Annotated in this window: 15 protein-coding genes; 2 read left to right on the top strand and 13 right to left on the bottom strand. The window is 71.4% G+C overall.

Going from position 1 to position 12,342, the window contains the following annotated elements:
* Positions 1 to 10 precede the first annotated feature (10 nt).
* The 13 genes from ACZ61C_RS24390 to ACZ61C_RS24330 all read right to left on the bottom strand — a co-directional run bounded on the left by ACZ61C_RS24390 (position 11) and on the right by ACZ61C_RS24330 (position 11,469).
* On the bottom strand, positions 11 to 799 hold the full coding sequence (locus tag ACZ61C_RS24390) for a hypothetical protein (RefSeq protein ID WP_465310106.1): 789 nt from the start codon (positions 797 to 799) through the stop codon (positions 11 to 13).
* Between the two features lies 1 nt (position 800).
* Positions 801 to 1,259, bottom strand: a complete 459-nt coding sequence (locus ACZ61C_RS24385; RefSeq protein WP_465310105.1) for a hypothetical protein — start codon at positions 1,257 to 1,259, stop codon at positions 801 to 803.
* Positions 1,256 to 1,633 carry a hypothetical protein gene (locus ACZ61C_RS24380; RefSeq protein WP_465310104.1) on the bottom strand — a complete coding sequence of 126 codons (378 nt, stop codon included), beginning with the start codon at positions 1,631 to 1,633 and terminating at the stop codon, positions 1,256 to 1,258. The genes ACZ61C_RS24385 and ACZ61C_RS24380 overlap by 4 nt, the downstream gene beginning before the upstream one ends.
* A gap of 3 nt (positions 1,634 to 1,636) precedes the next feature.
* The gene (locus ACZ61C_RS24375) at positions 1,637 to 2,674 is read right to left on the bottom strand and encodes a hypothetical protein (protein ID WP_465310103.1); all 1,038 of its coding nucleotides are present in this window, start codon (positions 2,672 to 2,674) and stop codon (positions 1,637 to 1,639) included.
* Positions 2,675 to 2,749: 75 nt separating this feature from the next.
* Positions 2,750 to 4,591 (bottom strand): hypothetical protein, encoded by a 1,842-nt coding sequence (locus ACZ61C_RS24370; RefSeq protein WP_465310102.1) that lies wholly within the window; start codon positions 4,589 to 4,591, stop codon positions 2,750 to 2,752.
* Between the two features lie 43 nt (positions 4,592 to 4,634).
* Positions 4,635 to 5,099 (bottom strand): hypothetical protein, encoded by a 465-nt coding sequence (locus tag ACZ61C_RS24365; RefSeq protein ID WP_465310101.1) that lies wholly within the window; start codon positions 5,097 to 5,099, stop codon positions 4,635 to 4,637.
* Between the two features lie 9 nt (positions 5,100 to 5,108).
* The gene (locus ACZ61C_RS24360; RefSeq protein WP_465310100.1) at positions 5,109 to 5,417 is read right to left on the bottom strand and encodes a hypothetical protein; all 309 of its coding nucleotides are present in this window, start codon (positions 5,415 to 5,417) and stop codon (positions 5,109 to 5,111) included.
* Positions 5,418 to 5,419: 2 nt separating this feature from the next.
* The gene (locus ACZ61C_RS24355) at positions 5,420 to 6,046 is read right to left on the bottom strand and encodes a hypothetical protein (protein WP_465310099.1); all 627 of its coding nucleotides are present in this window, start codon (positions 6,044 to 6,046) and stop codon (positions 5,420 to 5,422) included.
* A gap of 2 nt (positions 6,047 to 6,048) precedes the next feature.
* Entirely contained in the window at positions 6,049 to 6,486 is a 438-nt protein-coding gene (locus tag ACZ61C_RS24350; RefSeq protein ID WP_465310098.1) for a hypothetical protein, read from the bottom strand.
* A gap of 94 nt (positions 6,487 to 6,580) precedes the next feature.
* Entirely contained in the window at positions 6,581 to 8,035 is a 1,455-nt protein-coding gene (locus tag ACZ61C_RS24345; protein ID WP_465310097.1) for a phage major capsid protein, read from the bottom strand.
* Entirely contained in the window at positions 8,032 to 9,102 is a 1,071-nt protein-coding gene (locus ACZ61C_RS24340) for a head maturation protease, ClpP-related (RefSeq protein ID WP_465310096.1), read from the bottom strand. The genes ACZ61C_RS24345 and ACZ61C_RS24340 overlap by 4 nt, the downstream gene beginning before the upstream one ends.
* The gene (locus ACZ61C_RS24335; RefSeq protein WP_465310095.1) at positions 9,102 to 11,249 is read right to left on the bottom strand and encodes a phage portal protein; all 2,148 of its coding nucleotides are present in this window, start codon (positions 11,247 to 11,249) and stop codon (positions 9,102 to 9,104) included. Before ACZ61C_RS24335 ends, ACZ61C_RS24340 begins: the two co-directional genes overlap by 1 nt.
* Positions 11,242 to 11,469 carry a hypothetical protein gene (locus ACZ61C_RS24330; protein ID WP_465310094.1) on the bottom strand — a complete coding sequence of 76 codons (228 nt, stop codon included), beginning with the start codon at positions 11,467 to 11,469 and terminating at the stop codon, positions 11,242 to 11,244. The genes ACZ61C_RS24335 and ACZ61C_RS24330 overlap by 8 nt, the downstream gene beginning before the upstream one ends.
* Positions 11,470 to 11,611: 142 nt before the next feature.
* Here ACZ61C_RS24330 and ACZ61C_RS24325 point away from each other — a divergent pair, with 142 nt between their 5' ends.
* Positions 11,612 to 11,851 (top strand): DNA-binding protein, encoded by a 240-nt coding sequence (locus ACZ61C_RS24325; RefSeq protein WP_465310093.1) that lies wholly within the window; start codon positions 11,612 to 11,614, stop codon positions 11,849 to 11,851.
* Positions 11,852 to 11,918: 67 nt separating this feature from the next.
* Positions 11,919 to 12,305: a hypothetical protein gene (locus ACZ61C_RS24320; RefSeq protein WP_465310092.1), complete on the top strand. Its 387-nt coding sequence runs from the start codon at positions 11,919 to 11,921 to the stop codon at positions 12,303 to 12,305.
* The last annotated feature ends 37 nt before the right edge of the window (positions 12,306 to 12,342 follow it).

Genomic DNA, 12,342 nt, shown 5'->3' with positions numbered 1-12,342 from the left:
GCGGGCCTTTCTAGAAGACGGTCGAGATGTCGTTGCGGACGGCGACGACGGAAAACACGGCGTTCGTGAACGTGCCCGTGGTGACCGCGCGCAGGTATCGCTCGACGGTCTGGTTCCGCGCGGTCTGGATCCGCTCGAACGTCCGCCCGGTCGCCGCGGTGAACGAGCCGCCGACGACGTCGGCCCACGCGTCACCGACGCCGTTGTCGCTGGACTCCTGGATCTTCACCGTCACCGACGTGCCGGTGAACGCGAACACGTGCAGATAGAACTGCGCACCGAAGTTCGCCGAACCGGTGAACCCCGGCGGAGAGCCGACACCCATGTCGACGCCGGTACCGTTCCCCGCGGTCGCGTCGGTGCGGCGCCCGGCGGTGAGCTGGACACCCCACTCCAGGCCGTACCCGTTCGCGGCCGCGGACACGTCTAGGGTGATCTCGCCGCCCGCGGCGCGCTTGAGGTCGTAGTTGAGCTGCTTGCTGGTGCAGCACGCGGCCGGCGCGCCGAGGCTGGTGCCGCGGCAGTAGGTGACGAGCTGGTCTGCGGTCGCCAGCGGCGAGAGGACCTTATGCGCGCCGTCGACAGTGCCGCCGCCCGCGATGGTTTCCGGGTTGAGGTAGGCGGTGAGGTCGATGCCGCCGTCGCGGAGCCCGCCGATGCGTTCCATGGCGGACTTGTCGATGCCGGTGACTTCGATCGGGGAGAACCCGCCGCCGATCTTTCCGAGTTCGCGGACGTCGTTGCTGATCGCGTAGCCGGAGACGTACAGGTTGTCCCCGAGACCGCTTTGCTTTGCCACGTCAGGCCTCCTGGTCCCAAACGTCGGAGATGATGATGGGGACGATGATGTCCATCGCCCGGTACTGCTTCCCGTCCTGCGGGGCGTAACCCGCCCGGGCCGACAGGGGGATCCCGCGCGCGCCAAGGAGATCCACGAAGCGAGCCTGACCCTCGACCTCGAAGTCCCGCGTCACAGACTCCATGAACTCCCCCGCGGCGCGGATGATCCGCGGGTCGATGCCGTCCTGCGGGTCACCGAGCATGTCCGTCCGCACCCGGACCTTGATGCCGAGCCGCACCGACGTCGCCGCGAGCCCCGAGGACTGAACGGGGTCGATGGTGTCGGTGAAGATCTCGCAGTGCACGCCCAGGCCCGGGCCGTTCTTCATCTCGTGCCCGGCGACCTTGTCGAAGATCCCCGTCCGCTTCGCGTGATCGATCAGGCTCTCCTGGAACACCGAGTAGTCCAACCCGCTCATGCGTTCAACCTCCCCACGCACACATCGATCAGCGGTTCCAGCACCGCCGGCGCTTCGGACTCCAGCTGCTGCGCCGCCGCCCGCAACGCGTGGTACCCCTTGAACCGGGTCGTGGCGTTGCGGGAGCCGACGCCTTCCAGCCACGGCCCGTAGATCACGTCACGGTCGTGGATCAGCTGGATGTCCCCGGCCCGCTCCGTCGCCAGCTGCGTCTCGTAGTACGGCGTCGGGTTCCGGATGGACGCGTCGAGCAGCTGGTGCCAGTCCGCGAGACCCTGCCCGCCGAGCCGGTTCAAGCCGTCGTCCTTCAGCTGCCGCCGCGCGTCGTCGTTGCGGCCATCGAAGAACGGCCCGGAGATCGTCACGCTCGCCATCGACTACACCGCCCTCGTTCGAACTTTGCGGCCGTGCGCCGCATACACCTGCTCACGCAAGTCCTGAATGGACGCGACGAGCTTCATCGCCGACTCCCCCGCCCGGATCTGCTGCCCGTACCCGCCGGTCTCCTGGTTCAGCGTCACGATCGCCTCGGCGATGTTCAGCTGCCGCACCAGCGGCGGCGGCACCCACACCGACAGCGCACCGGCCGCATGGTCGGCCGCGGTCGTGCCGGCCGCGCCGCGGTCCACGAGCAGCCGCCGCGGCGAGAACACCGCGGCGCCGACGTCGTGCGTGGCGAGCGGGGCCCCATCGACAGCACGCGCGACGATCAGCGTGTTCCCGGCGACGTCGTCGATTCGCATGCGTTCGCCGTCGACGAGGATCTGCTCCCCCTCCGCGAACCCGGTGCCGTCGTCGACCTGCACGGTGACCGCGTTGTTCTTGTCGACGAGCGGGGCCTGCAGCGTCTGGCCGGTGTCCAGCTGCGAACGGCCGGTCACCAGCAGCCGCTCCGAGCCGGCGCGCAGCAGCGACCCGACCCCGACCGCGGCGCCGTCGGTCACGTCGATCGTGCGCTGGCCCGCGTTGATCCCGGCCGCGAGCTCACCGGCGGGCGCGGAGTCGTCGGTGTACCCGAACAAGCCCGTCACGCTGATCGCGCGTTGTGTCGTCGCACCCGCGGCGAAAGCGGCCGAGGTGCTGTTGTCGGTTTCCAGGTGTGTGAACGGCGGCCCGTCGTCCGGGCGGAGCATCGCCTCGGCGTCGGGGATGGTGACACCGCCGGCGACCATCGAGTCGAGGGAGATGAGCTCGTTCGCGTCGAGCCACAGCCGGTTGTGGGCCGGGGACTGCGAGCTCGGCCAGTCCCACGTCATGGTGCGGATGACGGGGGCGAAGGTGCGGTGGCACAGCCGGTCGACGGCGCGCGCACCCGCAACCACAGCGCGGTCGACCTGCGGGTTGCGCCGCGCGGTCTCCGCCACGTCCAGAGCGGACTTGACGTCCTCCCTGGTGCAGTAGGGAATGCTGTCCATCCTGTGCCCTTGCTTTCTCGGCCGAGCCGCCCGTGAGCGACTGGGGTGGAACGGATCTTCAGTTGTGGCCCCGAGCTACTCGGGGAAGCTGCGGCCCGCCGTGACGGGCTGAGGTGTTCGGTAGCCCCGGCGCCCGCCGGTCTCCCACTGGGTCCCGTCGAACCGGCACACCCGCTCCCCGCGGGTGTTCACCGTCAGCGGCTCCCCGCACTGCGGACACGCGACCGGTACCCGGGTCTCCTCGGCGCGCCGCTCCGCGTTGTAGTCCCGCAAGATGCCGAGCAGCCCGTCCCAGCCGGACGACCGCGGCGTGCCGCTGCTCGCGGCGTTGACGGTCGCGTTATGCGCGGCGCCGGTGCCCGCGGCGCGCTGCGCCGGGACGAACACCGACCCGGCCGCGGTGCCGACCGTCGCTTGGCCCGCTGTGCCCGCACCGGTGGCCGGCTGGGCGGCGGCGGCGATCGCGCCGCTCGGCGACGCTGCGGCACCGATCCCGGCCGCGGCGGTGGCGCGCGGACCGACTGCAGGCTGCGGCTGAGCCGCCGCGCCCGCACCGGCCGCGGAACCGGCGGGTGCCCGAACCCCGGTGCTGGCCGCGCCGGCAGTGCCGGTCCCGGCGGCGAGGCCGGCCTGCGCGGTGCCCGCGCCGGTCGCGGTGACGGTCGCGTCCCCCGCCGAGCCGGAGCCGGTCGCGGTGGCGGAACCGGCCGACACGGCGAGCTGGGGGGTGCTCGCCGTGCCGGTTCCGGAGCCCCGGCCCGCCGCCAGGGCCACGTTGGAGGTGGGGGCGGCAGCGGCGCCGCTTCCGCTGGCCGCCCCCGCGGCCGAAGACACGCTCGCGCGCGCCGTCCCGGCCGAACCTGTCCCGGTCGCCGCCTCGGCGGCCGGGGAGATCGAGCTGGTGGCGCTGCTGGCAGCTCCGGCGCCGGTGGCGAGACCGGCGGGCGCGCTGGTCTCGGTCGTGAAGGTCGTCACGGTCGCCGCGAACGCGCTGCCTGTGCCAGCCGCGGCCGACGCGGTGGGGCTGACGCGCGGCGCGGGCGCCAGGGCGCTGCCAGTGGCCGCGGCGAGCCCCGCCGCCGGCGCGACACCCGCGGCAGGAGCCGCGGCCGCGCCGGTCCCGGCAGCTGCGCCGCCGCCCGCGCTGACCTTCGCCGCCGGGGCAGCGGCCGCGCCGGTGCCAGTGGCGTTCCCGGCCGGGGCCGAGGTACCACCCGTGGCGGTCGACACGGTCGCGTTCGACGCCGCGCCGGCGCCGGTCGCGGCCGGGGGGAACGCGAACGGCGGGTCGTCTTCGGTGGTGACCGCGGTCGTCCCGGCGACGAGGTTCCGGCCGGCGACGGAGTCGGTGAGGTCCGACGCGGACGCGAGCGCCCAGTTCGCCCAGGCGTTGGAGGACCGGACCGGCGTCGGGGACGCCCACTCGGCTTCAAGCTCGGCTTGGGTGAGGACGGCCGAGTAGTAACGGGCGCGGCGGAGCCGGCCGTTGAACCACTCGGTGGCGTCCGACGGGGCGCGGCCGCCGAGGGTGAGGCCGTCCGGTGTGGACCCGCCGGAGGAGGTGCCGGACGCGGAGTGGGTGGCGCCGGTGGGGGTGGCGGTCCAGATGGTGGCGGTGGTGCCGGTCTGGGTGACGGCGACCTTGAGCCAGCCGCCGGCGGTGAGCTGGTCGACACCGGAGACGCCGCCGGTGTTGCCGGGGGTGAAGATGGCGGGGGTGGTGCCGTCGGTGGCGGTGGCGAGGTTGAAGCGGGTGCTGGTGCCGGAGCTGGCGTGGATCCGGAGGATCGTCGAGTTGGTGTTCTGGTCGACGGACAGGTAGACCCAGCAGAGGAAGGTGAACCCGGACTGCGGGTCGGGCGGCGCGGACGCGGTGTACGAGACGCGGTCGGTGGCGGCGTCGAAGCGGACGGCCATGCGGGTTCACCTCCTTCCGAAGTGGACAGTCGAGCAGGGCGGGTTACAGGGTGAGGGTGAAGATCCCGGCGGCGTTCCACACGATCGTGAAGGTGCCGGCGGTGACGGACTGGGTGCCGCCGAAGTAGTTGAAGCACAGGCCCTGGTCGGCGACCGGGGTGGTGAGGGTGTCGTCGTACACGAACGCGCCGAAGACGTTCGCGAGCGTCGCGGCGGTGCCGTTCGCGGTGTCCGCGGCGTCGAAGGTGAAGACGTTGCTGGCGAACGACGACGTGATCGAGCCGAGCGACACGCCGCCCGCGGCCCAGCCGCCGTTGGACTGCTCGTTGGTGTTCGCCCACTGGCCCGCGTTGTACGCGAAGCTCGCGGCTGCGGCGGTCTGGTCCGGGGTGATGCTGTTGTTGTAGAGCGCGGCCTTGAACGCGTCCGAGTTCAGGTCGAACGCGTTCGTGCGGTTGAGGGCGTCCGTGATGAACGCCGACGAGATCTTGCTGTTGGACCAGGCCATCGCCTTCTCCTAGTCGGTGGTGCCGCGCGCGGTCGGCGCGAACACGGTGACGTCCTGCCCCTCATCCCGGACGGTGGTGACGTTCATGACCGGACGGCCCTCGTGCAGCCGCACCACGTCACGGCCGACGTAGTCCTCCCGCTCGTTCACCCGCAGCTCGGCGCGCGTGCCGGCGGGGACGAGCGGGACGTCGAGCCCCGCGAGGCCCTTGCACCGGTGCATCCGGGTGTGCGGGCGGGCCTCGCGGGTCACGTCGGTGACGTCGCAGTTCGGATGAGGGCATTCCCACCGCTGCTCCGGCGGGGAGAGCAGCGGCACGTTCACGACGCTTCGCCCGAGCCTTCGGCCGGCTCGGCGTGCGCCGACGCGTCGCGGTTGTCGACGAGCTCGATGATCTGCGCGCGGGTCAGCGGCTCGACGTTCGCGCGCTCGTGACCGACCGCGACGGCGTAGTCGACCCAGTCCGCCTTGCGGGCGTTCGGGTCCGGACGCTGCGGCGCCTCGCGCTGCTCGCTGTCCGCGTGCAGCTCCGCTGAGCTGGCGTCGTTCTCCAGCGTCTTCGGCTCGTAGTAGCGCGTGCCGTCCGCGCCCTCGGTGTAAGGGTCGCCGCCGTCCTCGGGGTGCACGACGTTGTCCGGGTCCCAGCCGGTCGGGCCGTCCCCCTCAGCCTGCCGCGCCGCCTGGTCCTCGGCGACCGCGTCCCGCAGAACCTGCGGCAGCGGAGCCTGATCCACCGCCGGCTCGACGTCCTTCGCCGGGTCGAACCCCGGCGCCGCGCCCTCGACCGGCTCGATCGTCGGCCCCTCGTGACGAGTGATCTTCGGCATGGTTTCGCGCTCCTTCTCCAGCTGCTCGGCTTCGTCGATCGGGTCGTTCTCCCCGCACTGCGGGCACTTCGGCGCACCCACCGCATACGCGGCGGTGCAGCCCCGGCACTCCCAGGTCACCGTCAGACCCCCATCGCCGGAAGGTTCTCCGGCGTCCGCGCGACCATCAGGTCCCGCGTCACCGCGTTGACCGTGCCCGCGCCCGTCGAGGTGAGCTTCACGTACTTGTAGGTGTCCGACAGCTGCGTGCCCTCGACCTCGACGACCATCGCGTTCTGCGTCGCCGCGGCCGCCGTCACCACCGTCGCCGCCGCGGCCTGGTTCCGCTTCGTCCACACGTCCGAGCCGTTGCCGGTGTTGGTGAAAAACGTGGTGATGCACGCCAGGTTCTGCGCGCCGGTGCCGGAGGAGTCCTTCGCCTCCTGCAGCGTGTACGTGTCCCCCGCAGCGCCTCCGAGGTAGCAGAGGAACGCCACCCCGCCCGCGTTCCGGAGGTTGATCCACACGCCGTCCGCGGCCGGGGTGCAGTTGAGCAGCCGACCAAGGGCCTTCTGTGCCATGACTTTCTCCTGTCTGGGTTGCGTGCCGGGGCGACACTGCCGGCCCGGGTGGAGGCCGCCGCCGGGGTGTGAATGCCGGCGGCGGCCGGGTGGGTCAGAGCAGCTCGACGAACGGGGACAGCGTGTTCGCGCTGCCGTTGGCCGGGGTGATCGCGGACTTGAGCCAGGGCTGGCCGTCGACGCGCTGGATGATCCGGAAGGTGGTCTTGTCGGTGCCGAAGTTGTAGTCCGTGGAGCTGTCGGCGGACATGGTCTGGCGGTCGCCGATGAGGTAGTAGGACAGGTCGGCGAAGCAGAGGTCGCCGCGGGAGCCGAGCTGGCCGCCCTTCTCGGTGATGATCAGCGGCCGGCCGAGGATCGTCATCGGCATCCCGGCCGCCGCGTTGACGACGAACACGCTGTTGCCGCCGGTGCCGACGGTGAGGCTCATCTGCAGCAGCTGCGGGATCGCGTCCGGCGAGCACATCCACACCGCGTTGCTGAGCGAGCTCGGCAGCATCCGTGCGTACATCGCGGCGATGTCCGGGAACGTGATCTTGTTGCCGGTCGCGCGGGTCACCGTGACCGCCGCGGTGTTCCCGGCGCCGCGGAACCCGTTCGGCTCGCCGACACCGGAGCCGATCTGGAACTTGTTGTCCTCCTCGAACGCCAGGGCCTTCGGCCACAGCGTCTCGATCAGCGCGGAGAAGCTGACGATGCTGTCCTGCAGCAGCTCGTTCGGCACCGCGGACAGGCCGGTCAGCTTCTTCGCGTCGAGGGTGATCCGACCGAACTTCGGCGAGGCGTCCTGCAGCATCGCTGCTTCCTCGGTCCAGAACGCGATCATGCCGCCGAACACGGTGCCGGCGTTCGTGGTCGAGTCGATCATCGGGAACGGCACCCGCGCCGACTCCATCGGCACCACCGTCGCCAACGGCCGAACGACCGACTGCTCGAGCGCGATCTGCATCAGCTGCGACCGGAGGGTCTCCGGGACGAGGAACCCGCCGTCCGACGGCGACACCGACGACGCGGCGTTGCGCAGCGCGGCGAGCTTGTCGGCGCTGGCCTTCGGGTTCTTGTGCCAGATCGTCTGCGCGAAGTCGACGCTGTTCTCGAAGTGCGCGTCGAGGACCGCACCCGGCGCCTGCGGGTTGTGCGCGGTGGCCTGCTTGTGGCTGGTGAGCATGCTGCCGCGCTTGGCGGTCGGCGACAGGTTCAGCCGGTTGATCTGCGCGGCCTCGTCCTCGCTGACCTTGTTGCTGAGCAGGAAGTCGCGGAGACCTTTCTGGATCTGGGCCTGCAGGTCCTGCTCGGTGTCGCCGTCCTTGGGCTGCGCCTTGTCGCGGTAGGCCTTGATGAAGTTGACGAGGGTGTCGGTGTCCTTGAGGACGTCCTTCGCGCGGGCCGGGTCGGTGAGCGTCTCGGCGAGCTCCTCGTCGTTGGCCGGGATGGCGAGGGTGTTGACGACGCGGCCGAGCCGCGTGGCCGGGATGCCGAGGCGGGCGAGGCGGTCGTGCTGGCCGGGGGTGAGCGTGCGCTGCCCCGGGGAGAGCGTGGCGGTGGTCATGCCGGTGTTCCTTCCTTGTACAGGGCGTGCAACAGCTCGTCCACCGTGGACGGAGCAGGCTTGAGCAGGCCGCCGACGAGGGCGGACCAGCTGTCCGTCGGCGCCGCGGGCGCGGCCTCGACAGGGGCGGGTTCGGGTTCCGGCTCGACGGCCGGAGGTTCGGGCGCGGGCGGTTCGGGCGCCGCAGGAGCGGCCGGCTCTTCCGGCTCTTCCGGCGCGGGCTCGGCGGCCGGCTCCGCGGCCGCGGGCTGCTCGACCACCGGTGCTTCCGGGGCCGGCTCCGGCTCGGCGGCGGCGAGCTCGTCCACCGGCTTCGGCGCGGGCGCTTTCTCCCGGCCCGCGTAGTGGTACGCGAACACCGACAGGTCGTAGGCCTTCGCCATCAGGTCGGCCGGGTCGTCCTCGCCCGGGACCGCGGCGACCGGCTCCTCGGTCGGCTCGTCGGCGTTGTTCACCTCGTCGCACAGCCCGGCCGCGAGCGCCTCCGGGCCGTTGTACCAGGTCTCTTCCTGCATCGCGGCGCGCCACTGCGCGACGGTCCCGCCGGCCTGCTGGACGTAGATGTCGGCGATGTTGTCCGAGGCCTGGTTGAGCAGGTCGAGCATCTTCTGCATGTCGGCGGCGTTGCCGTAGCACAGCCCGGACGCGTCGTGGATCATCAGCTGCGCGTTGCGTTGCATGACGACGGTGTCCGCGGCCATCGCGATGAAGCTGGCGGCCGAGGCGGCGACACCGTCCACACGCGACTCGACGGTCGCGGGGTGGTCACGCAACGCGTGGTAGATCGCGAGCCCGTCGAACACATCCCCGCCCGGGGAGTTGAGGTGCAAGACGATGTGGTCGACCCGCAGACCCATGAGGTCGTGGACGAAGTCCTGGGCTGTGACGCCCCAGTAGCCGATCTCGTCGTAGAGGTAGATCGCGGCGACCGAGGGCTGCTCGACGAGGTTGCGGATCTGGTACCAGGTGCGGCCGTCGGCGATCTCGGTGGCCTGCTTGCCGGTCACGCGCAGCGCCTGCATCCGCTGCCGCTGCCGCTGCGCGCGCAGCCGCTGGCTCTTGGACATCACTGGCCTCCCTTGGTGGATTCCGGGCGCCAGACACCCACGAACGTGCCGCGGCAGCGCCAGGTGCCGAGGCAGTCGATGTAGCCGCCGGTCGGGTACAGCGCGAACAGCGCGGCGAGGTCGTCGGTCGTGCAGATGAACCGGCCGTGGACTTCGCGGCACGGCGCGCAGGTGTTGCCGTCCATCTGCTCGTCGGCGTACAGCGCGCCGACCGGCCCGGCCGCGAGGGTCTCCGCGCGGGCCCGGTTCTGCGCCTCGGTGAGCGCGCCGCCGAGCGCCGCTTTCGCGCCGGCGTCGGACATCTCGTTGAGGAACGTGTCGAGGTGGTCACCGACAACGTCGACGTCCGGCTCGGGCCCGGCGACGCGGGCGGCTTCGCGGCCGGCGGTGAGGCCGTACCGACGCGCCTCGAACTCGGCCACCTGCCGGGCGGCGTCCTCGAGGTCCGCGGCGGTCGGCCACTTCGCGCCGAGCTCGACGTCCGCGGCGGCCGCTTCGTCGACGGCGTGCCCCGCGGCGGTCTCCCCGAAGCTGGCCATCGCCGACGACAGCGTGGCGACGGCGTCGGTGACGTCCAGGTCGAGCGTCGCGAGCCCGGACCGGTCGTCGCCGGTGAGGATGTCCTTGACCGCGGCGATCAGCTGGCTGATCCACTGCGCGACCACGCTGGCCTGCCAGGTTTCGAGCAGCGCAGCGAGCGCGGACGTCCACGACGCCTGCAGGCCGGCCAGGTCGACCGCGTCGACGGCGTCCTCGTCGGTCTCCGGCCAGTCGGCCGTGTTGCGCAGGCCCGGCGTGTGCTCGACCAGCAGCCGCGCGAGGAGGTTCCCGACGTTCGGGGGTTCGGCAGGCACTTGTGGCTCCGTGCTGGGCGGGGTGGGGGCGTCCGGCTCGGCCGGTGTCGGGCCGGCCGGGTCGGACACGACGGGGGGCTGCGGCGCAGGCGTGGCGGGCTTCTCCCACACGAGGCCGGCGGGCAGCTCGTAGGCGGTGGCGAGGGAGTCGCCGGTGAACCCGGCGGTGACGAGCGACGCGACGGCCTGGGCACGCGAGGTGCGTTCGGCGTTCTCGGCGGCTTCGTCCTGCGGGACCGGCGATTCGTAGTCGACCTCGGCGGTGTGGCGGGTTTCATCGAACAGCGGCAGCAGCTTGGTCTGGATCGCGTTCTTCCACCGGTCGGCCCGCGGGACGGTCAGCCACTTCGCGAAGATCCGCTCTCCGGACTCGCCTTGGGCGCGGTTGACGTCGTCGGTGATGCCGAGCATCCCGCGCGGGAACCCGAACCCTTCCATGATCGCGTCGCGGGTGACGCCGCGGAGCTCCGCGAACTGCATGTCACGCTGGGTGTACTTGCGGTCGACCCACTTGGCCTGCTCGAGGATGGCGACGCGGTGGGCGCGGGCGACGCCGCGGTGCTGCTCGTTCCAGCGGTCGCGGAGCTGGTTGAAGTCGTCGTCGGTCAGCGACTCGGGGACTTCGATGATGCCGCCCGGCTCGGCGGAGTTGAGGAAGAAGTTCTTGTTCCACTCGGCGGCGTACGCGGCGGACTGGACCTCGGTCAGCACGGCCTGCACCGGGCCGAGCCCGCGGTAGGGCTCGGTGGGGTGCGGCATCCGGACCTGGATGACGTCGTCGTTGTTCAGCGGCACCCGCTCCCCGTCCGGCGAGGTGTAGATCCAGCCGGCGAGGTAGCTGTACGGGTCGGGGACGGGGTTCATGCGGTCCGGGCGGATCGGCCAGAGTTCGAGCGGGACCTTGTAGCGCTTGTCGCGGGTGACGACGAGGAACGCTTCGCCGGTGAGGTCGAGGTGCTGCTGCTCGATCTCGAACAGCTCCATGCCGGACATGAACGGGTTCGGCTCGCGGAGGATGTCGAGTGCGGCGTGGACGGTGATGGGGGTGCGGTCTTCGTCCTTTCCGGACTTGGCCGGCCGGTAGAGCTGCCAGTCGATTTTGGCGACGGCGGTGGAGGTGCGGTTGACGATGCCGAAGACGGTGCCGTTGGTGGCCATGGTGCCGAGTTCGCCGATGGCGTCGCGGCGGTTGAACCAGGTGGAGGCGCCGGTGGCGGAGCGGCCGACGATGGGGACGGGGGCTTTGGCTGCGGGCCGGGTGGGTCGGCGGGTGCCGCCGAGGAGGCTAGCCACGGCCGTCGTCCGCGGCGTCGGTGGCGGCGCGGCGTTCGGCGAGTTCGACGTCGAAGCGGGCTTCGACGAGGAAGGCTGCGACGCCGGTGGCGATGAGGCCCCAGGTGGGGCCGTGCAGCCAGGCGGCGGTGACGAGGCAGGCAAGTCCGATGAGGGTGAGCAGGACGAGGCTGAGACTGGTGGCGGCGGGCTTGAGCAACGCGCCGATGGTCTTCAGCATGGGCACAATGTACAGCCCAACCCGATCACGTGGACACATTGTGCACGCCCACGACCAGGCATTTTAGGCGGAATACGGCTGTTTCATCGCTCTAGCTGTACAGTCTGTACAGCGCTCGAACGCGCCGGATCAGGAGGACACAATGGACGGTCGAACTGTGACCTTGGACGACGTCCGGGCGTGGCCGGCGACCGTACCGATGGCGCGGGCCACGCTAGCGCTGGGGATCTCGAAGTCGCACGGCTACCAGCTGGCGCGGGACGGCCAGTTCCCGTGTCGGGTGCTGCACATGGGCGGCTCGGTGCGCGTGGTGACGGCCGGGCTCGTGGCGCTGCTCGAAGGAGCCGAGTCGAGCTCTGCCGCGGCGGAGCATGCTGACTAGCTTGCGAGTTCACATGCCAGTGAGCATGCCTCTTGTATAGAACCCTACAGTCTGTATAGTGCTATACATGAACGAGCAGAGCATGAACCTCCGCCTCGGCCAGCTCGCCGTCGCCCGCCGCCAGGCCACCGAAGAACTCGACCGACGCACCGGCGCCCTCCGCGACGCCATCCAAGAAGCCGCTGACGCCGGCATGGCCGAAGCCGCCATCGCCCGCGCCACCACCCTCACCCGCGCCACCATCCGCGACTGGCTCGGCAAACCCAGACGCGGCGTCCTCGTCCGCGCCATCTCCTACCACGGCGACGACCCCATCGAAGGCCGCTACGTGCCGCGCACCGACCACCCCGGTGCCGCGCCGCCCGCCGACGCCGCGTGGGTGTCCGACGGTGACCCGAAGGGCCCGTGGATGGTGAAGGCCAGCACCGTCGTGGTCGTCGGCAACAGCCACTGAACAGCGGAAGGCCCCCGGAGCACGGCGCTCGACGGGG

This window comes from Amycolatopsis sp. NPDC104587, assembly GCF_055583645.1.
This window is presented reverse-complemented; position numbering and strand designations above follow the sequence as displayed.